Below are 20,036 nucleotides of genomic sequence, written 5' to 3'. Positions count from 1 at the left end.
TTTCATTTCGGGAAAAATTTAAATCGTAATTTTTTATTAGGATAAATTGACCTATTTTATGCAAATTATTGATTTACATTTCTCTCAATCCTTTTACCCTTAATAATAGCAGTTGCACTACCAGAAATAATTTGAACTGTACTTGCAATATCTTTCCCTGACTCATACTTCATTTGAATAACAGTATTTGGTTCTAACTCCAATTTACTACCATCAGAAAAAGTAATCGTCATTCGATGATTGTTAGTATTTTTAATACGCGAATTTTCAGGTAATACCAAATTATTTATGCCCGCTCGCAGTCGTGGAGTAAACCATTTATCTAAAGATACATTTGCTTCACCATTATCTAGTGGTTTACTATAAGATACAGTATATGGGATAATAACTGTATGATATTGCCTAGTCTTATCATTTGCATCTTGTTGAGCTTTTAATAACACCTGATAGTTTTGACATTTAATATCATGACAAACTTTAGGTAAAGTTGCTTTTAATTTTTCAACTTCAGCATTCGCTTGGTTCTTTTTAGCCTCTGAATTTTTATGACTACGATAAAACCAAGTATGTTTTTGATGTACTATTGGCTTCTTTTCAAGAAGTTTGTAGTTTTCATCCACAATATTTACAGCATGACGAGTGAAATGAATATGTGGCATTACATGGTCTAAATCTCCCGTGATTTTTCCACCTAAAGTATCTTGTTCGGATAAAAAGTAAATATTTTGTGTATCATATAAATCTTCCGTAGATAAATCTGTGGAAGCCACTTTATCCCTATTAAATGCATAACCTTTCCTATATGGTCTCGAATGAGAATAATATAAGTCTGCCAAAGCAGCATGTCCCATGTAATTGCTTTTTGCGAATAAATTATAATCTGAAGTTAATTGAGCAGCATTAAAAAATATCCCCTTCCTATCTAGTGAAATAGCCGTATAAGATGCTAAGCCACCACCAAGAGAATGCCCTACAAATTTTATTTCTGCATTTTGATCATTTTTTATTAAATTAATCATGTTACTTGCCCATTTATATGCTTCATGATATTGAGGTTTATGGGGTAGTACATTATTTCTTCCATCTGCATTAAATAGCGATAAAGGATGACCATCATCAGTGCCTCTGAAGACAATAAAATACTTATTTGTACCAGATTTCTTGTACACGGCTGCAGCTAAACCAGCCCCTTTTTTATCTGTTTCATCTTTTGCGCTAATATCAATAACATTAATATGCTGAACATTTGGATTTTTATTGGTTAAATTTTCTGTAACTAGCTCCAAATATTTTCCTTTGGCATCTTTATCATAAGGCTTTAATTCATAACGTTTTCCACCTATGGCATTTTTATCAGCAATCTCATAAACTTCAAAAAAGCGAGAATTTGAACCTATTTCTACTGGAGCAATACCTTTTTCCTTATCTCCAAATACACTTCCTGCACCATATACCGCGTCAGCCAATAAAATTTCATCATAAATATCATTCAGCGTAGCTGCATAGTCTGCAACAGTTTTTGCTTTGTGTTCTTCCATATTAATTGGGAAATTATTATCGGGTACAACAGCTTGTGGAATGACTAAAATCTTGCCAGGTTTATACTGAATATCATAGTTTGAAGCCTTACCTTTAGAAAAATGAGCATTATTTGGTGTAACTGCATATATATCATGCAATTTGGCTTTTTTGGCTTGGGTATCAGTTAACGAAAAATTCAATCCAATATCTTTAATCTCTTGACCTTTTACAAGACCGCGATTTTTAGTTTCACTTTCTATTAAAATACCAATATTCTGTTTATCTGGATTGGTTTCATACAAAGGTTTAAAATTATTCATCGCCTGAATAATTAATGGACGTTTATTAATTTCCCACTTGCTACCATCAAGCATTAATTCGTAGTTTTGGCTATTTTTACCAGTTAAAGCCAGCTTTTTATCACCATATTTCAATGATGTGAGTTTTTGTGTTCCATTTGGCACAACATCAGCTCCAGCCAAAGTACCTGAACCTGTTACTTTGACTGTTTTCATATCATTGCCAATTAATCCTTTGATTTCTTTAACTTCAGAGTCTCGTGCTTCTTTTGTTCCATCGTACACACGACTACCGTGAATCGCAATTTTCTTTGGAGTAATCGTTAAAATACCTTTTTTCCAATCACTAATGATGTATTTTTGGTTAAATTCATCTTTGAGCTTACCTGTTGGATAGATGTCATAACCACCTTTTTTCACATTAACAGCACCTTTCCAATTACCTTTGTTTTCATCAATGGTTAGTGTGCCTACCTGAAAAATATTATCTACGGTATCGCCATCTTTTAAACCCGTTGCGGTAAATCCATCTTTCCAACCTTGTAGTACTGTTAAATCGGCAACAGAATTAACTGGCTTGCCATCATAGGTTTTGGACAAGTCAGGTGCTTTAACACTTGCGTCAGCTTGTTGGGGAGCTGGCGGTGTTGGCTGTGTTTGTGTAATACCAATAGGCGTGGCAAACACGCGCAATTTTGGCATACTATCTGGGTTCATATACCAAATTTTGTCAAAATCCCAATCGGTAAAGGTGGATTCTTGTTTCATTTCACTGTCTAGTTTACCTAAAACATTCATAATATTTGTTTTATTACTTTCAAATTTTCCGATAGATTGTAAATTTGAATCTTCATTTTTCCTAAAAAAACTATTTTTAACAGTATCATAAAATGTACGATCAGAGGAGCCAATTAACCCACCAGTATAGGAGTCCTTACCTATTGCTACAATTTTACTATTAGAATAACTATTATCTATTCCAGTTCCCCAACCAATTAAACCTCCTGCATCAGCCCTTTCACCAGATGTCACTACAGAACCCATCGCATAAGAATTTTGTATGTTATGTCCCAGACCTATCAAACCGCCTGTAGATGAATGTTGACCTTTACTCTTAACATCTCCATCTACATAAGATTGGTAAATATTTCCACCGTTACCCGCTAAACCACCTGTTCGTGTACCACTACCTGTTGAAGAAACACTTCCTTTAAAATAACTAGAAATAATTAATGGAGTTTCGCCAGCAAGTCCTCCTACTTGAGATTCTTGACCAGAAGTTGCAATATTACCAGTAACATAACTATTTTTAATATAAGGTGTCCACCCAGATAATCCACCTGTATCAGAAAAATTACTAGTAGATTGAATATCTACATTTTTTAGTCCAATATCTCTAATGCCATATGCATAATTATTTACATTATTTACGCTAACTACTTTTTGAATGAAACCTGTATCTCGTTTGTTTTTTTGATTTCTTAAATAAAGATTATTGATTGTATGACCCAAACCATGTATAGTTCCTTTATTTTCAGGTAAGGTATATCCAGCAAATCCATCATAATTTTTAGTAAACCCAACATCTAAATCAGTACCAAATGCAATATTATTTGTGGGAAATCTACTTTCAAAATCACCGTCTTTATTTTTTACAATTTCAGGCATTTGATGAATCACAACAAAATTGAGTGTTTCTCCATAATTACCTTTTTTAATAGTAAAAGTCCTGCCTGATGGTAAATTAACTTTTGTACCCATCATAATATGGTAATCGCTTTCTCCGCCATCTGCCGTGCCTTGACCATATTCCAAAGCCAATTGCGCCGTACCTGTACCGTTCAAAGTCTTATTGATGTGAATGTCGTTGTGTGCAGATAAGGTTAATTTATTTTTATCCCATGAAACAGGCGCATTAATATAAATATTGCCTTGCTCTGAACCAGTAGCAACAGTTTGAATTTTAATATCCGTTTTTTGCAAATTATTGCTTAAAGTTTCTGCACCAATACCAGTCTCTGTGTGTTCGTCTGTTCCATCAGATACAGTAAAATCTTGTGGGTCAATCAACCAAATACCTGTTTTACCATTTTTGGCTTGGGTAGAAATTTGTGCGGTTTCTTGAATTTTGACATCAGCCGCACTGGTTTCAATAAAACCACCATCGCCATTTTCTTTCGCTTCCGCTTTCAGGCTGCCTGAAACTTCAAGGCGAGAGTTGTCCAAATCGCCCAATAATTCAATCACGCCATTTTTATTTTGCACGGTATTGGCTTCAATTTTGCCTGTGTGTTTAATCAGCGATTTTTTCACTGCGTCTGTGCCTTTGGCGGTCAAAATCACATGACCGCCGTCCGCTAAAATCGCGCCGCCGTTGTCCACCAAACCTTGCAAAGTGCCTCTGTCCAAAGTGTAGGCAAATTGCCCATTGTCAGGCAGGGTAATGGAAAATTGTTCCGCCGAAGCCAATAACACTTTGCCTTGTGGCGCGGTAATTTTGCCTTTGTTTTCTACGATGGGCGCAATCAATGCCACCACGCCACCTTCGGGTACTTTGATGTTGCCCAGTTGCGTGATTTTGCCTGTGGCTTTGTCAAATTGGAACATGTTGTTCATGAAATCGCGGTCGCTGATTTTGCCTGTGGTGGCAAGCAATGCGCCCACATTGATTTGGGCATTTTTGCCCATTAAAATGCCATTCGGATTGGCAACAAACACTTTACCATTGGCATTGATGATGCCGTCAATAATGGATTTTTCATTGCCAATCACGCGATTGAGTGTAATGGATTCGGCATTGGGCTGTTTGAAATTAACGGTTTCGCCTTTTTGCACGCCAAAACTTTGCCAGTTGATTGCCGCTTTGGGGCTGGACTGATGAATGTCGGTCATGTTGCCATGCTGATGAATGCGTGCTTCACCTGCGCTGACTTGTCCGCCAGTGGGGGCTGCCAGCGTGAAACTGCTGCCCAAACCCATGGCTACCGCACACAAAACGCACAAAACGCTGGGTTTTAATGAAAAATAAGCACCCATGTCTGCTTTTTCAGACGGGGTGCTTGCGGTATTTTGGGAAATGGCTTTGTGTTTGCCTGTGCTGTTTTCTGGCACGGCTTGATAGGTGTTGGTGGCGGCATTGTACACAACGCGGTAAACATGATTCATGATTTGTCCCTTTCAAAGGCTAATCGGATTGATTGTTAAATTAAATCTACCCAATTTTACAGGACATGACGTAAAACACCAAATATTTGAAAAGAATGATGAACAATTTGTTAAGATTTGTGTGGTTTGTGCCACATCATTGCATAAAATAAAAAAGCAACCTAAAAGGCTGCTTTTTTGTAATGTGGTGCCCAGAAGAAGACTCGAACTTCCACGTCCTTACGGACACTAGTACCTGAAACTAGCGCGTCTACCAATTCCGCCATCTGGGCTTTGCAATTTATTGTGAATTGCGTTAAAGTAACGCCACTCACGAAAAAAACAAATTATATAAACGCTACATAAGGATTGTCAATAATGAAAAAACAGAAAAATCTCAACACATTGAATTTACGAAACAAAGACCCTTATTTGGAACGCGAACGTGCCAAATACGACCACCCCCTTCCCAGCCGTGAATGGGTCATTGAGCTGTTGGAACAAGCGGGTGTGCCGCAAAAAATCCCTGCTTTGGCGGATAAATTGTCCATTTTGCCCGATGAATACGAATTTTTTGAACGCCGACTGAAAGCGATGGCGCGTGATGGGCAAATTCTCATCAATCGGCGCGGCTTGGTGTGCGTGGCGGAAAAATTGGCGATTGTGAAATGCCGCGTGGAAATGTCGCGCGATGGCAGTTTTGGTTTTGCTGTGCCGCTTGTGCCGCATGATGATGGCGATTTGGTTTTGTACAACAAGCAGTTGGCTGGTGTGATGCACGGCGATATTGTTACCGTGCGCCCTTTGGGTTTGGACAGACGCGGTCGCCGTGAAGGGCAGATTTTGGATATTGTGGAACGCGCTCATTCGCATATTGTGGGGCGTTTTTATTTGGAACGCGGTGTGGCGGTGTTGGAGGCGGAGGACAAACGTATTCAGCAAAGCATTGTTTTATCGCCAGAAAGTGTGGCGCAATTTCAGCCCAAATCGGGGCAGGTGATTGTGGCGGCGCTGGAAACTTATCCTGAAAATCATCGCCCTGCGGTTGCGAAAATCACGGAGGTGCTGGGCGATTATGCCGACAGTGGCATGGAAATTGAAATTGCGGTTCGCAAGCACCGTTTGCCACACACGTTCAGCGAAGGCTGCCTGAAAGCGGCTGAAAAAATCCCCAATAAAGTTCGCAAAACCGATTTGAAAAACCGCGTGGATTTGCGCGATTTGCCCTTGGTTACGATTGATGGCGAAAGCTCGCGCGATTTTGATGATGCGGTGTATGCGGAAAAAATCGGCAGAAATTACCGCTTGATTGTGGCGATTGCGGACGTGAGCCATTATGTGAAACCCAATGATTTGATTGATAAAGACGCTTTGGAACGCGCCACCAGCGTGTATTTTCCACGCCGTGTGATTCCCATGCTGCCTGAAAATTTGTCCAATGGCATTTGCTCGCTCAACCCTGATGTGGAGCGGCTTTGCATGGTTTGCGACATGACGATTACTTACGCGGGCAATGTGAAGGCGTATGAATTTTATCCTGCGGTGATGAAATCGGCGGCGCGTTTGACCTACAATCAAGTTTGGCAATGGCTTGAAAATGATGAAAAAAATATCCCCGAAACCTTTTCAGGCAGCCTGAAAACGCTCTACAAATTGTTCCAGATTTTGCAAGCCAAACGCCAAAAACGCGGTGCAATGGAATTTGAAACCATTGAAACGCAAATGATTTTTGACGATAAAGGCAAAATTGAACGCATTGAACCCGTCAAACGCAATGATGCGCACAAATTGATTGAAGAATGTATGTTGGCGGCAAATGTTTGCGCGGCTGATTTTCTGTTGCAAAACAAGCAGCCTGCGCTGTATCGCAACCATGCGGGTCCCACGCCCGAAAAATTGGCGACTTTGCGTGAACAGTTGGCTTTGCTGGGCTTGAAATTGGGCGGCAAGGACAATCCCACGCCCAAACATTATGGCGAACTTGCCGCGCAAATTGCTGACCGTCCCGACCGCGAATTGTTGCAAACCATGTTGTTGCGTTCCATGCAGCAAGCGATGTATGAACCTGAAAACATGGGACATTTTGGTTTGGCTTATGAACATTACGCGCATTTCACTTCGCCCATTCGCCGTTATCCTGATTTGTTGGTGCATAGGGCGATTAAGGCGGTGCTGGCTGGGCAAAAATACGAAGTCCCCAGTTGGCAAGAAATGGGCGTACACACTTCATTTTGCGAACGCCGCGCCGATGAAGCGAGCCGTGATGTGGAAAGCTGGCTGAAAACCTATTTCATGCGCGATAAGGTGGGCGAAGTGTTCACGGGCAAAGTGTCGGGCATGGCGAATTTTGGCTTGTTTGTAACGCTGGACGAGATTCACATTGAGGGCATGGTGCATGTGAGCGATTTGGGCGAGGATTATTTCAATTATCGTGCCGATTTGTTGGCGATGGTGGGCGAACGCAGTGGCGTGCGTTTCAATATGGGCGACACGGTTACGGTGAAAGTGGCGCGCGCGGATTTGGAAACCAGTCGCATTGATTTGGTGCTGGTGGGTGGCGTGAAAAGCGGCAAAAAGTCGGCAAAATCCGCCAAATCCAAACAAAAGCTGCCTGAAAACGTGGCAAAATTGGTGGACGAGGCAGAACACATATTGGCAAAATCCAAACGCCAATCTGCCAGCAAAAGCGTCAAAAAAGCCGCATCTGCCAATCAATCCAGCCGCAAAAAAGCCGCACCGAAAAAAGCGAAAAAATCGGTGAGCATCAAAATCAAAAAGGCGTAAATGTGCTTTCAGGCAGCCAAATTGTTGCGTTTGGCTGCCTGAAAACCTGTTTAGGGAAAGGTGGCTGCGTGTTGAAAAAGTTTGCCTGCCACATCTTTGGTGGACAAACTCGGTTCGCCCATCAAACCCCAATCTATGCCCACCGTTGGGTCGTTCCACAATAGTGTATGCTCGGATTGAGGGTGGTAATAATCGGTGCATTTGTACACAAATTCCGTGTTGTCTTCCAGCGTGTAGAAGCCGTGCGCGAAACCTTCGGGTACCCACAATTGGCGTTTGTTTTCGGCGGACAAAATCGCGCCAAACCATTTGCCAAAAGTGGGCGATGAGCGGCGCAAATCCACCGCCACATCAAATACGCTGCCTGAAACCACGCGCACCAATTTGCCTTGCGTGTGTTCCATTTGATAATGCAAGCCGCGCAAGACGTTTTTGCTGGATTTGGAATGGTTTTCTTGCACAAAAGTGCGGTCGGCAACGTGTTCACGAAACCAATTATCGCGGAAGGTTTCCATAAAAAAGCCGCGTTCATCGCCAAAGATTGTGGGTTCTAATAATTTTACATCGGTGAGAGATGTTTCAATAATGTTCATGTTTTCAATCTCTTAAATTAAATAATATTTTCAGACTGCCTGAAAATCAATCTTCATCATCAAACAAATCCCAGTTTTCATCTTCATTAGAAAGGATTTTTGTTAATAAATCTGCCATATTATCAGCTATATGGTGCATTTTTGCTGAACCTAATGCCCCTAAATCCAAAGCGTAAATGGCATCATCGTAACCTTTTTTGTGAATAAAAAAGCCCAAATCGCCATCTTGACCAATTAAAAAATAGTCAGGGGCATTTTTTTGCACATCATAAGTCGCATTGCGCTCCAACAGATTTTTATAGCCATAGAAATAACCACCATTGCCAAAATCATCATAATAATCAAGCCCATCTTCTTCTTTTACACACGATAAAAATTCTTCGTAGCTATCTGGTAAATGAAAGCCCAATTTATTCTTCCATAGATAAAACATTATCATATCCTTCATTATGACATTTACAGGTTGCCTGAAAAATCATTCAAACATAATCTTTCAAATTCAACAAAGCCTTGCAAGACGTTTTTGCTGGATTTGGAATGGTTTTCCTGCACAAAAGTGCGGTCGGCAATGTGTTCGCGAAACCAATTATCGCGGAAGGTTTCCATAAAAAAGCCACGTTCATCGCCAAAGACTTTGGGTTCAAGCAATTTCACATCGGGAATGGGGGTTTCAATAATGTTCATGTTTTTAAAACTTTATTTAAAAATTAGGATTTTTTGAGTAGTAAAAATGGAAGCAATATACCACCTAAAATTGCACCAATAAAAATACCACCCATTAATGCGAAAGTATCACCTATTAAAATCAAAATATTTGGAAACGCGCAAAAAATACCAATTAATATTTCAAATAAAAATAATTTCTTATATAAAGTTCTATGTGGTACTTTTTTACTTATAAAAAAACAGCTTGTTATAAAAGCCAAAATGCAAACAATAACAGGATATAGCAAATTTAAAAGAACACCCATAACAAAATCGTCCATTTTGTAAATTAAGGTCGCACCTAGAACCTGAATGATTATGCCCCAAAAAGAACCCCAAAAAACCCACAAAGCGACCATAAAAGGCAATTTTAATTTCATTTTGATTTTCCTTATTTTTAGACTACCTAAAAATGCCTAATCTTAAAGTAAAGTCCGTGAATTTACCGATTTAACTTTACAAATTTCTTAACAAATAACCATATGTACTGCGTTCATTTTCAGGCTGCCTGAAATAATGCAATCCATGCCAAAAGCAACATCGCAACCATCAAAGCAGTCAAAATCCAAATCGTGCGGTAAAATCCGCGAATATCTTTGTCGCCAGACTGTTTCAACCGTTTGATTTCCAATCGGATATTTGTGAATGTGGCGGGATTACTGCCCAAATTTGCCAACGCTTTTTGCAGAATAATGCGCTCAAATTGTGCCATTTTTAACAAAGAAATGCCCAATAAGACCACTAAAATCATCAAAATAATTGCTAAATACATGATTGTAATCCGCAAAATAAGGTTTCAGGCTGCCTGAAAATCGATTATGAATTCATCAAAACCATATCAAACCAAACAACAAATCCCAAAAATAAAATGGCAAACAACCATATCAATAAGATGATTTTTGAATCTTTGGAAAGCTTACCTTTGAGGCGTAAATCGTGTTTGATTTGTTTTTTGCTATCAAAAATCGCTTGTAACAGTTCCATTAAGCCCATAATCAATTCCAGTAATGCCGACATTGTTCTCACTTTCATGAAAAAGGTTGTTCAGGCTGCCTGAAAAATCATTCAAACATTGGTATTACAGCTTTCCAAATCCAACTTTTTAGGAAGTGCAAATGCCAACAAACATGACACCAACGCACCAGCGAGCAAAGCAGAAAAAATAATGCGTAACCCAACCCAATCGTTAGATGAAACCAAACCCAATATGCCCAATAAAAATGCTGGCGAAGGATAAATCAACATACCCCAATAAATTGTTTTGAAAATATCCTTTTTATTTCTTGTGAGTTGTTGATTTTTAACTAATTTAGCAACAGACCAGCCTAAAAATAAGCCAATCGGCACAGAAATAAACCAGCACAATACCAATACAAATGGAATGTAACCAATGATTGGTATGTTATCTCTTGTCCCAAATTCTTGTTCCAGAGTAAATGCCAAAAACCAAAAAATTATCACGGTTAAAGGAAACCCAACAATAATGTTTAATAATGAATAGGTTTCATAAGCCAATTTAATTCGCTTTTCTGATGGGCTAATAGGATATTTAGACATAATCTTTCAACCTCAACAAAGCCTTACGCCAATCGCTCGTCTCAATCCCAAACGCAGCCTGAATTTTGCCACAATCCAAACGCGAATTGGCTGGGCGGCTGGCTGGCGTGGGGTAATCCGCAGTTGTAATCGCATTTAAAACAGGGATTTGCGCCAACACATTTTGCGCGTGGGCTTGCGCGAAAATCTCGCGGGCAAAATCGTGCCACGACACATAAGGGCTGCCTGAAAAATGGTACACGCCAAATTGATTGGATTGTTTTGAAATGATTTTTTCGGCAATGTGGATTAAGGCAGCCGCAATATCGCCTGCGTAAGTGGGTGCGCCAAATTGGTCGGCAACCACGCCCAAGCTGTCGCGGTTCGCGCCCAAACGCAACATGGTTTTGACAAAATTATTGCCGTGTTCGTTGAACACCCATGCGGTGCGCAAAATGATGTGGCGTGGGCAGGCTGCCTGAACCGCGATTTCGCCAGCCAATTTGCTTTTGCCGTAAACATTTTGTGGGGCGACTGGGTCGGTTTCGCGGTAAGGGGTTTCGCCTTTTCCATCAAAGACATAGTCGGTGGAAATGTGCAAAATGGCTGCACCGATTTCGTTGGCGGCTTGTGCCAAATGTTTCGCGCCCAACTCATTGACGGCAAAAGCCAAATCGGTTTCGCTTTCGGCTTTGTCCACGGCTGTGTAGGCTGCTGCGTTGATGATGATGTTGGGGCGGAAATCGCGCACGGTTTGCCAAACGGCATGTTTATTTGTGATGTCAAGGGTTTGGCTGGTGGTCGCCAAGATTTCGGCTTTGCCTTGTAATTGGGCGACAAGTTGGCTGCCGACTTGTCCGTTTGCGCCTGTGATTAAATATTTCATCATCTTTTTAATCCTTTAAGTTTTAACTAAAATGATTTCAGGCTGCCTGAAAAATTATTTGAACGCTTCTGCACCCAATACTCGATAAACCAACAAAGTACGCTTTCTATACTCTCTTTGTTCTTCAAGCAATTGATTGAATTGATTGATTAAATTTTGTTGGCGTTTGGCTGGGTGGTTAAATTCAAGTTGCTTCTTTAATATGTTGATTCGGTAAGATAAAAATTCGCCCTGATGCTCTACCGAATTTGCGGCTTGTTTTAAAGGAAATTCGCTGACCAATTTGTGCAAGGCTTTCCATTCGCGCACTTTATGGCGTTTGGGGATTGCCAATTTGGGCGTGAGTGCGTACATGATTTGACCACAATCGGGGCATTTTTTGTTTTTTTCTGTGTGGATTGTGGTGCGGATTGCCACTCTACACGCAAAGCAAACTTGGTAATAATTTTTCATATTCAAATCTCAAAATCAAGGGTTTGGCTGGTGGTCGCCAAAATTTCGGCTTTGCCTTGTAATTGGGCAACAAGTTGGCTGCCGACTTGTCCGTTTGCGCCTGTGATTAAGTATTTCATTTTTTTCAATCCTTTAAATTTGAATTTTTTGGCAAACATTGTTATGAATGATTTCATTACCCACTTTCAGGCTTGTTTCCAATTCATTTTGATTTAACTTATTGATTTTTAAAACCAATTCATCAGCAGTATGTTCCGCCCATGCTTGTTCTAAACCAAGACGAAACGCTTTCAATTCTTGTGGCTCTGCTTTATCTAATAAATTTTTCTCTCGTGATGTTACCAACATTTTGATTTTAGGAGGTTTTGTTTGAGTAAGGATAATTTGCTTATCCTTTAATCGCCATGTTCCCATGCTATCCGTACTTTGATAAAGATATAAATTGACATCATTTTTTATAACAAAAATCAGCGCATCACTGTGCCAAACACCATTTTCCAATATCGTTTCACGAGAAAAATAGCGATTTTCTGAAAATGTATCTTGGGCTTCACAACGTCATTGTCCTACCAATAATTTTTTATCATCATGATTTGTGGGAATTTGTGTGCTACTACAAGCAATTAATATGCTTGATAGCACACCCCAAAAAATCATTTTTTGAAATACCATCATTTGACCCCTTATTTATGTTTTCAGGCTGCCTGAAAAATCAGGATACTTTTTGACAAGGAATGGGCAAAACCATACCGTGCATACCACCGATTACCAAACGGAATTGTTTTTCATCTAAGGCTTTGATGGTAAACGGGACAGCATCAAAAATGCCCCAATATTGCTTTAAATCTTGCGCCATTTCGTTTTTAATGCTCAAAGCATCAGGCTCTTGTTTTTCCAATTTTGCCAAAGCCATTTGTTTGTGTGGATTGGTTTCTGGCAACAGCGTTACTTGATGTTCGCCCATTGTTTTTTCTTGATAAAAACGTTTTCGGATTTGCCATTTTGCTTGATGTGTGTGTTCAAATTCGTATTTCAAGTCATGGGTTAAATTTCGGACAATCACACCTTTGCGGGTTAATGTGCCATCTTTTTGATAATTCACGTCAAAATGGTAACGCAAATCTTCCCTAATCGGCACATCGCAATGCCATTTACCGTGTAATAAGTGGGCTTTGTCATCAAATTTGGGTTCAGTTTGGTCTTTTTGAATCATCTCTTCCAAATGGGGAACAAGGGTAAAATCATTGGCGGTGTGTGTTGAATTGTTTTGTTGAGATGGTGATGTTGTACTGGTACAGGCTGACAAGCCAATGACCAAAATCATCAAAGATAAGGTTTTATCAAACATGTTTTTCGCTCCATAAATGCTTTTCAGGCAGCCTGAAAATCGCCAAGCTGCCTGAAAATCACTTCACATTATTGGTCTGGTTCTTCTTTGGGCAAACGCACAATCGCAGCGACCAGTCCGCCCCAAATGATTGCCATCGCAATAATCATCATCAAAATTGCGGTTGAAGTCATGTTATTTCTCCTGTTTCCATTTGCTCAACGATAAGGCGGCGGCAACCACAACCAAGGCAATCGCCATGCCCCAACCAAATGTGTTCAAAAACCAAGTGGGGTAGCTGTCGTAGCCATTTTGGGCGATTTTGATGATTTCGCTAATCAGCATATAGCCCAATAAAATCGTGGTCAGCACCACCACGCATTGCCAGCCTTTGCCCAATTTCAACGATGAAACGCTGTTTACATGGTCAGACAAGGTTTTCAGGCAGCCTGAAAACACCATGCACACCAAAGACACAAACGCCACCGCCACAATGCCAAAGCTGTTCACAAATTTATCCAAAACGTCCAACATCGCCAAGCCCGTGGTGGTGCCAAACAACACAATGGAAACCAAGGACAAAGGCACACACACCAGTAAAGTGGCAGGCACACGCGGCAAATAAGTTTTGTCTTGCACCGCTGCGATAATCACTTCCAAAATGGAAATCAAAGACGTGATGCCCGCAAACAACAATGAACCAAAAAACAACACACCAATCAACGCACCGCCCACAGGCATTTGGTCAATGATGGTCGGAAACGCGATGAACGCCAAACCAATGCCCGAAGTCGCCACTTCGCTCACTTCTTTGCCCATGCTTTGCGCCATGAAACCCAAAGCGGCAAACACGCCCACGCCCGCCAAAATCTCAAAACTGCTGTTGGCAAAACCGACTACCAAGCCTGTTCCGCTCAAATCGGATTTGGGTTTCAAATACGAAGCGTAAGTAATCATGATGCCAAAACAAATGGACAATGAGAAGAAAATTTGCCCATAAGCCGCAATCCACACGCTCGGTTCAGCCAGCTTTGACCAGTTGGGTGTGAACAAAGCGTCCAAACCCTTTGTTGCCCCTGGTAAAAACAGCGAATACACCACCAAAATGGCAAACATCGCGGTCAATAAAGGCATCAAAATCATGCTGACTTTGCCAATGCCTTTTTGCACGCCCGTGCCCAGCAGCGCAATCACCACCACCCACACGCCAATTAAAGGCAACAAAACGCCAGCCACAAAATCCAAGCCCACACCCACATCAGACGACATTTTCAAATATTCGCCAAAAAAGAAGGCTTTGGGGTCTTTGCCCCACGCGTTGTTGAGCGAAAAATAGGTGTAGCTTGCCGCCCAACCGATAATCACCGCGTAATAAATGGCGATAATCACGTTAATCAGCACCTGCCACCAGCCAAATATTTCAAATTTGCGATTCAAACGGCGAAACGCCAAGGGTGCCGAGCCGCGATATTTGTGTCCAATCGCATAATCCACAAACAAAATGGGAATGCCTGCGGTCAGCAAAGCAATCAAATAAGGCACGATGAACGCACCACCGCCATTATCATAAGTTACATAGGGGAAACGCCAAATATTGCCCAAACCCACCGCCGAACCAATGGCGGCAAAAATAAACGCACGGCGCCCTGAAAAACTTTCGCGTTGGGGCGCGTTGGATTGTTGAGACATAATTTCTGCCTTGATTTACCAAAATTCATAAAAGAAACGCAATATGCCGAGTTTTTGTCAAAAAGTAAAGCCCGTTTATCGCCATGTTTTGATTTTTTATTGGTTTTAATGGAAATAAAATACCAAAATCAAGCGGAAAAATAATCAAAAAATGCCAATTTTGTTTTGAAATGACATAAATGGTTTTTTTGTAAAACTTGGTTTCAAGCATAAAAAACAGCCCAAAACACACTTGATGGCGTTTCAGGCTGCCTGAATGTCATTTTAAATCAATCGTCTGGCTCTTCTTTGGGCAAACGCACAATCGCGGCAACCAATCCGCCCCAAATGATTGCCATGGCAATAATCATCATTAAAATTGCGGTTGAAGTCATGATTATTTCTCCTGTTTCCATTTACCCAATGACAAAATGATGGAAAAGACAATGTACACCGCCAACATGCCCCAACCAAATGTTGCCACAAACCAAGTGGGGTAGTTTTCGTAGCCTTCGTTTGCCACTTTCCACAATTCGCTAACCAGCATGTAGCCCAACACGATGGTGGTCAGCGTCAAAACAATTTGCCAGCCTTTGCCCAATTTCAACGATGAAACGCTGTTTACATGGTCGGACAAGGTTTTCAGGCTGCCTGTAAACAAAATACACGCAATGGAAATAAACGCCACGCCCACAATACCAAAGTTATTCAAGAATTTATCCATCACGTCCAGCAAAGGCAAGCCTGTGGTGGTGCCAAACATCAGCACCGAAACAATCGACAAAGGCACACACACCACCAAAGTGGCTTTGGCGCGTGGAAAATGGGTTTTGTCTTGCACCGCCGCGATAATCGTTTCCAAAATGGAAATCAAAGACGTGATGCCTGCAAAAAACAGTGAACCAAAAAACAACAAACCAATCAAGGCATTGCCAAATGGCAGTTGGTCAATAATCGTGGGGAAAGCAATGAATGCCAAACCCAAGCCGTTGGCGGCAACATCGCTCACTTCTTTGCCCATGTTTTGTGCCATAAAGCCCAAAGCGGCAAACACGCCCACGCCAGCCAAAATCTCAAAACTGCTGTTGGCAAAGCCTACCACCAAACCTGTGCCGCTCAAATCGGATTTCGGTTTCAAATACGAGGCATACGTTACCATAATGCCCATGCAAATCGAGAGTGAAAAGAAAATTTGCCCATAAGCCGCAATCCAAACGGTGGGGTCAGCCAGCTTTTCCCAATTTGGGGTAAACAAGGCGTTCAAACCTTTGGTTGCACCGGGTAAAAACAGCGAATACACCACCAACAAGGCAAACATCACCGTCAATAAAGGCATCAAAATGGTGCTGGCTTTACCAATGCCTTTTTGCACGCCCGTTGCCAATAAAGCCGTAACCAACACCCAAACGCCAACCAAAGGCAACACAATGCCCGCGACAAAATCCAAGCCCACACCAGGGTCGGCAGCCACTTTCAAATATTCGCCAAACAAAAAGCCTTTTGGGTCTTTGCCCCACGCGCTGCTCAACGAAAAATAGGTGTAGCTGGCAGCCCAGCCGATAATCACGGCATAATAGGTTGCCAAAATGGTGTTGATGATGACTTGCCACCAACCAAACATTTCAAATCTGCGATTCAAACGGCGATACGCCAAAGGCGCTGAACCGCGAAATTTATGCCCAATCGCATAATCCAAAAACACAATGGGAATGCCTGCGGTGAGCAAAGCGATGAGATAGGGAATCATGAATGCGCCACCACCGTTTTCATAGGTGATGTAGGGGAAACGCCAAATGTTGCCCAAGCCCACAGCCGAGCCAATGGCGGCAAAAATAAACGCATTGCGCCCAGAAAAACTTTCGCGTTTGGGCGCGTTGGATTGTTCGGACATGATGTTGAACCTCGTTGATGTAATTTTATGACAAGATAAATTAACAAAAAGCAACAATATGCCCAATTTTTAAAGAAAAGTAAAGTTATTTTCGTTGAGATGTGGTTTTTCAGGCAGCCTGAATGCCGTTTTTTGCCAATAAACGCAACAAATATTGCCCATATTCGTTTTTCGCCATGGGTTCAGCGATTTGGCGGATTTGTTCAGATGTGAGCCAACCCTTGCGCCAAGCAATTTCTTCCAAACACGCCACTTGCAAATTCTGAACGTGTTCAATGGTTTTCACAAAAGACGCAGCTTCATGCAAACTGTCGTGCGTACCCGTATCCAGCCACGCAAAACCGCGCCCCAATAATTGCACGTTCAGGCTGCCATCGTCCAAATACATTTGATTTAACGCGGTAATTTCCAATTCGCCACGCGCAGACGGCTTAACTTGCTTGGCAAATTCCACCACGCGATTGTCGTAAAAATACAAACCCGTTACCGCCCAATCGGATTTGGGTTGCGTGGGTTTTTCTTCAATGGATAAAACTTTGTTTTCATTGTCAAATTCCACCACGCCAAAACGTTCAGGGTCTTTCACTTGATAAGCGAACACGGTTGCGCCATGTTTGCGGCTGGCGGCTGCCTGTAAAGTTTGCGTAAATGATTGACCATAAAAGATATTATCGCCCAAAACCAAACACACATTGTCATTGCCAATAAACTCTTCGCCAATCAAAAATGCTTGCGCCAAACCGTCAGGACTGGGTTGTATGGCGTATTGAATGTTTACGCCAAAATCCGCGCCATCGCCCAATAAGCGCACAAAAGCGGCATGGTCTTCGGGCGTGGTAATGACCAAAATATCGCGTATCCCCGCCAACATCAACACAGAAAGTGGGTAATAAATCATGGGTTTATCGTAAACAGGCAAAAGCTGTTTGGACACACCGCGTGTAATCGGATAAAGGCGTGTGCCACTTCCGCCTGCCAAAACAATGCCTTTCATGGGTTTTCTCCTTGTTTTATCAAATTGTTTTGATGGGAATTTTGCTTTTCAGGCAGCCTGAAACCGTTGTTCACAATATTTTTTCAAGCCCAATAATCGGCGTTCCGCCACAAATGAAAAATATTTTATCATCAATGGATTAAGCCAAAACGCACACCATTTGGGTGCAGAAAGCGAATAACAAAACCGTGCCACCGTTTCTGTTTCATTTGCTTTTTGAAACACCCAACTGCCCGCAAATTGTTCAATAAAAAAAGGGGCTTGAAACATTTTGACCGCAGCGCATTCAGGCGGTTTCACTTGTACAAAACGCACACGCATGGTCATGCCCAGTTTGGAACGGATTTCCACTTCGCGCCCCACAAACGGCATACCGTCAGCACCGTCCAAATTGCGAATGTAATCAGGAAATGCGTCCCAATCGTAACGCACAGAATAATCTTGCGAAATTTCGTAAACCAAATCAATGGGGGCGTGTATGGTTTGTTGATGATTGATTTGTGGCATGATTTTTCCTTTCAGGCAGCCTGAAAATCATTTATCTGGATAAACCCAACTTAAAAATTTGCCTTTTTTGTTGATATAAAAGTACCGATTTTCCAAATCGGTGGCAGTCGGGTCAGGTAGCGACCAACAATGTCCTTCGCCATCGCATTTTGATTTGGCGCGATAGGCGACTTTGGCACGACCATTTTCAAAAGGAAAAGCAGCCTGAAAACGCGCAGGTATCACAATTTTCTTGGTTTTTTCGCTGGCGTAGCCGATTAAACCGTTTTGTTTAATGCGAAACAAACCTTCTTTCGGATAATCCACACCCATGTCAAACCAGTAAATTTGATACCAAACTTTGCCTTGATTATCAACAAAATCATGGTCTTTGCCATTATAAAGCCATGCGTGTTTGTGGAAACATTTGGGCGAAAAAAATGGCGCGACCGCATGGGTTTTAAAACCTGCCGAGAGCGGAATAATCACTTTACCTTGTTGATTTTTATACTGAATGGGCGTACCCAAGCTGTCATTGGTAATGCGTTTGCCATTTGCCAAATACGCGCACAATTTTTCCGCATAAGCAGGACTATTGAATAATAAAGTAATGAATAATAATGTGATTTTCAATAATTTCATTTTCAGGCAGCCTGAAATCTTATTTTCCCAAACCCAAGCGTTCCAAACGATAATTGCCACTCAATACACGTTCGCACCATGCGCGGTTGTCCAAATACCATTGCACGGTTTTGCGTAAACCTGTTTCAAAGGTTTCTTGTGGTGTCCAGCCCAATTCGCGTTGGATTTTTCGCGCGTCAATCGCGTAACGCACATCGTGTCCTGCGCGGTCGGTAACGTGGGTAATCAAGTCGGCATAATGCGCCACGCCTTGCGGTTTTTCGGGGGCAAGTTCTTCTAATAATTCACAAATTTTTTTGACAACTGAAATATTGGTTTGTTCGTTGAAACCGCCAATATTGTAGGTTTCGCCAATTTTGCCGCGCGTGATGACTTGATACAAGGCGCGAGCGTGGTCTTCCACAAACAGCCAATCACGGATTTGCAAGCCATCGCCATAAACGGGTAAGGGCTTGCCGTTCAGCGCATTTAAAATCATGAGCGGAATCAGTTTTTCGGGAAAATGATAATAGCCGTAATTGTTGGAACAATTGGTGATGATGGTCGGCAAACCGTAGGTTCGGTGCCATGCGCGTACCAAATGGTCGCTGGACGCTTTGCTGGCGGAGTAGGGGCTAGACGGTGCATAAGGTGTTGTTTCGGTAAACAAATCGTCTGTACCGTGCAAATCACCAAACACTTCATCGGTGGAAATGTGGTGGAAACGGAATGTGGCTTTTTCATTTTCAGGCAGCCTGAAAAAATAAGCGCGTGCCGCTTCCAGCAATGTGAATGTGCCGATGATGTTGGTTTGAATGAATTCGCCTGAGCTGTCTATGCTTCTGTCCACATGGCTTTCGGCGGCAAGGTGCATGACGGCAGTTGGTTGATATTGTTGAAAAATGCGGTCTAATTCAGCGCGATTGCAAATGTCCACTTGTTCAAAAGCATAGCGCGCGCTGCCTGAAACGCTGGCAAGATTGTCCAAATTGCCAGCGTAGGTCAGTTTATCCACATTGATAACGGTATCGTTTGTGTTGTCAATGATGTGGCGGATGAGCGCAGAACCGATAAAGCCTGCGCCGCCTGTGATTAAGATTTTCATGGTTATGAATCCATACGCCATTC

21 protein-coding genes, 1 tRNA gene and 1 pseudogene are annotated in these 20,036 nt (G+C 41.8%); 1 reads left to right on the top strand and 22 read right to left on the bottom strand.

Annotation, left to right across the window (positions count from 1 at the left end; all coding sequences use genetic code 11):
* Positions 1-65: 65 nt before the first annotated feature.
* Positions 66-4,985, bottom strand: a complete 4,920-nt coding sequence (locus H3L97_RS10455) for a two-partner secretion domain-containing protein (RefSeq protein WP_097113339.1) — start codon at positions 4,983-4,985, stop codon at positions 66-68.
* 185 nt (positions 4,986-5,170) lie between these two features.
* A tRNA-Leu gene (locus H3L97_RS10450) sits at positions 5,171-5,257 on the bottom strand.
* An 85-nt stretch (positions 5,258-5,342) separates the two neighbouring features.
* On the opposite strand from H3L97_RS10450, the gene rnr reads away from it, so the two are divergent.
* Positions 5,343-7,748: a ribonuclease R gene (gene rnr, locus H3L97_RS10445; RefSeq protein WP_097113340.1), complete on the top strand. Its 2,406-nt coding sequence runs from the start codon at positions 5,343-5,345 to the stop codon at positions 7,746-7,748.
* Positions 7,749-7,798: 50 nt separating this feature from the next.
* Here the strand turns inward: rnr and rfbC are convergent, their stop codons facing one another.
* The 20 genes and pseudogenes from rfbC to rfbB form a co-directional block, all read right to left on the bottom strand.
* Positions 7,799-8,341 carry a dTDP-4-dehydrorhamnose 3,5-epimerase gene (gene rfbC / locus H3L97_RS10440; RefSeq protein WP_097113341.1) on the bottom strand — a complete coding sequence of 181 codons (543 nt, stop codon included), beginning with the start codon at positions 8,339-8,341 and terminating at the stop codon, positions 7,799-7,801.
* 46 nt (positions 8,342-8,387) lie between these two features.
* Positions 8,388-8,774 (bottom strand): SMI1/KNR4 family protein, encoded by a 387-nt coding sequence (locus H3L97_RS10435; RefSeq protein ID WP_179655761.1) that lies wholly within the window; start codon positions 8,772-8,774, stop codon positions 8,388-8,390.
* A gap of 74 nt (positions 8,775-8,848) precedes the next feature.
* A pseudogene (locus tag H3L97_RS10430) lies at positions 8,849-9,025 on the bottom strand (dTDP-4-dehydrorhamnose 3,5-epimerase family protein); the annotation flags it as partial.
* 23 nt (positions 9,026-9,048) lie between these two features.
* Positions 9,049-9,426 (bottom strand): hypothetical protein, encoded by a 378-nt coding sequence (locus tag H3L97_RS10425; RefSeq protein ID WP_097113342.1) that lies wholly within the window; start codon positions 9,424-9,426, stop codon positions 9,049-9,051.
* Positions 9,427-9,545: 119 nt separating this feature from the next.
* The gene (locus H3L97_RS10420) at positions 9,546-9,818 is read right to left on the bottom strand and encodes a hypothetical protein (protein ID WP_097113343.1); all 273 of its coding nucleotides are present in this window, start codon (positions 9,816-9,818) and stop codon (positions 9,546-9,548) included.
* 44 nt (positions 9,819-9,862) lie between these two features.
* A complete protein-coding gene (locus tag H3L97_RS10415) occupies positions 9,863-10,063 on the bottom strand; it encodes a hypothetical protein (RefSeq protein ID WP_097113344.1) in 201 nt (66 codons plus the stop codon).
* Between the two features lie 48 nt (positions 10,064-10,111).
* Positions 10,112-10,603: a hypothetical protein gene (locus H3L97_RS10410; protein WP_143269086.1), complete on the bottom strand. Its 492-nt coding sequence runs from the start codon at positions 10,601-10,603 to the stop codon at positions 10,112-10,114.
* Entirely contained in the window at positions 10,596-11,468 is an 873-nt protein-coding gene (gene rfbD / locus H3L97_RS10405) for a dTDP-4-dehydrorhamnose reductase (protein WP_218839667.1), read from the bottom strand. Before rfbD ends, H3L97_RS10410 begins: the two co-directional genes overlap by 8 nt.
* A gap of 54 nt (positions 11,469-11,522) precedes the next feature.
* On the bottom strand, positions 11,523-11,921 hold the full coding sequence (locus H3L97_RS10400) for a hypothetical protein (RefSeq protein ID WP_097113347.1): 399 nt from the start codon (positions 11,919-11,921) through the stop codon (positions 11,523-11,525).
* 2 nt (positions 11,922-11,923) lie between these two features.
* The gene (locus H3L97_RS12150) at positions 11,924-12,040 is read right to left on the bottom strand and encodes a sugar nucleotide-binding protein (protein ID WP_306454126.1); all 117 of its coding nucleotides are present in this window, start codon (positions 12,038-12,040) and stop codon (positions 11,924-11,926) included.
* A 13-nt stretch (positions 12,041-12,053) separates the two neighbouring features.
* On the bottom strand, positions 12,054-12,422 hold the full coding sequence (locus H3L97_RS10390; protein ID WP_097113348.1) for a hypothetical protein: 369 nt from the start codon (positions 12,420-12,422) through the stop codon (positions 12,054-12,056).
* A gap of 211 nt (positions 12,423-12,633) precedes the next feature.
* Positions 12,634-13,269 carry a hypothetical protein gene (locus tag H3L97_RS10385; protein WP_097113349.1) on the bottom strand — a complete coding sequence of 212 codons (636 nt, stop codon included), beginning with the start codon at positions 13,267-13,269 and terminating at the stop codon, positions 12,634-12,636.
* A gap of 68 nt (positions 13,270-13,337) precedes the next feature.
* Complete coding sequence (locus H3L97_RS10380; protein ID WP_097113350.1) at positions 13,338-13,442, bottom strand: methionine/alanine import family NSS transporter small subunit; 105 nt, start codon at positions 13,440-13,442, stop codon at positions 13,338-13,340.
* 1 nt (position 13,443) lies between these two features.
* Entirely contained in the window at positions 13,444-14,937 is a 1,494-nt protein-coding gene (locus H3L97_RS10375; protein ID WP_097113351.1) for a sodium-dependent transporter, read from the bottom strand.
* Positions 14,938-15,206: 269 nt separating this feature from the next.
* Positions 15,207-15,311, bottom strand: coding sequence for a methionine/alanine import family NSS transporter small subunit (locus tag H3L97_RS10370; protein WP_101597820.1), 105 nt, complete (start codon positions 15,309-15,311; stop codon positions 15,207-15,209).
* A 2-nt stretch (positions 15,312-15,313) separates the two neighbouring features.
* On the bottom strand, positions 15,314-16,807 hold the full coding sequence (locus tag H3L97_RS10365) for a sodium-dependent transporter (RefSeq protein ID WP_097113354.1): 1,494 nt from the start codon (positions 16,805-16,807) through the stop codon (positions 15,314-15,316).
* Between the two features lie 109 nt (positions 16,808-16,916).
* Positions 16,917-17,801 carry a glucose-1-phosphate thymidylyltransferase RfbA gene (gene rfbA / locus H3L97_RS10360; protein WP_097113355.1) on the bottom strand — a complete coding sequence of 295 codons (885 nt, stop codon included), beginning with the start codon at positions 17,799-17,801 and terminating at the stop codon, positions 16,917-16,919.
* A 48-nt stretch (positions 17,802-17,849) separates the two neighbouring features.
* Positions 17,850-18,308 (bottom strand): SRPBCC family protein, encoded by a 459-nt coding sequence (locus tag H3L97_RS10355; protein ID WP_034292264.1) that lies wholly within the window; start codon positions 18,306-18,308, stop codon positions 17,850-17,852.
* Between the two features lie 27 nt (positions 18,309-18,335).
* Positions 18,336-18,929 (bottom strand): WG repeat-containing protein, encoded by a 594-nt coding sequence (locus H3L97_RS10350; protein WP_097113356.1) that lies wholly within the window; start codon positions 18,927-18,929, stop codon positions 18,336-18,338.
* Positions 18,930-18,948: 19 nt separating this feature from the next.
* Positions 18,949-20,013, bottom strand: coding sequence for a dTDP-glucose 4,6-dehydratase (rfbB, locus tag H3L97_RS10345; RefSeq protein WP_097113357.1), 1,065 nt, complete (start codon positions 20,011-20,013; stop codon positions 18,949-18,951).
* Positions 20,014-20,036 lie beyond the last annotated feature (23 nt).

The sequence above is a fragment of the Alysiella filiformis genome, from assembly GCF_014054525.1.
In the GTDB taxonomy this organism is placed as follows: domain Bacteria; phylum Pseudomonadota; class Gammaproteobacteria; order Burkholderiales; family Neisseriaceae; genus Simonsiella; species Simonsiella filiformis.
The sequence above is the reverse complement of the archived record's forward strand: the minus strand, read 5'-3'. Positions and strand labels throughout refer to the sequence as shown.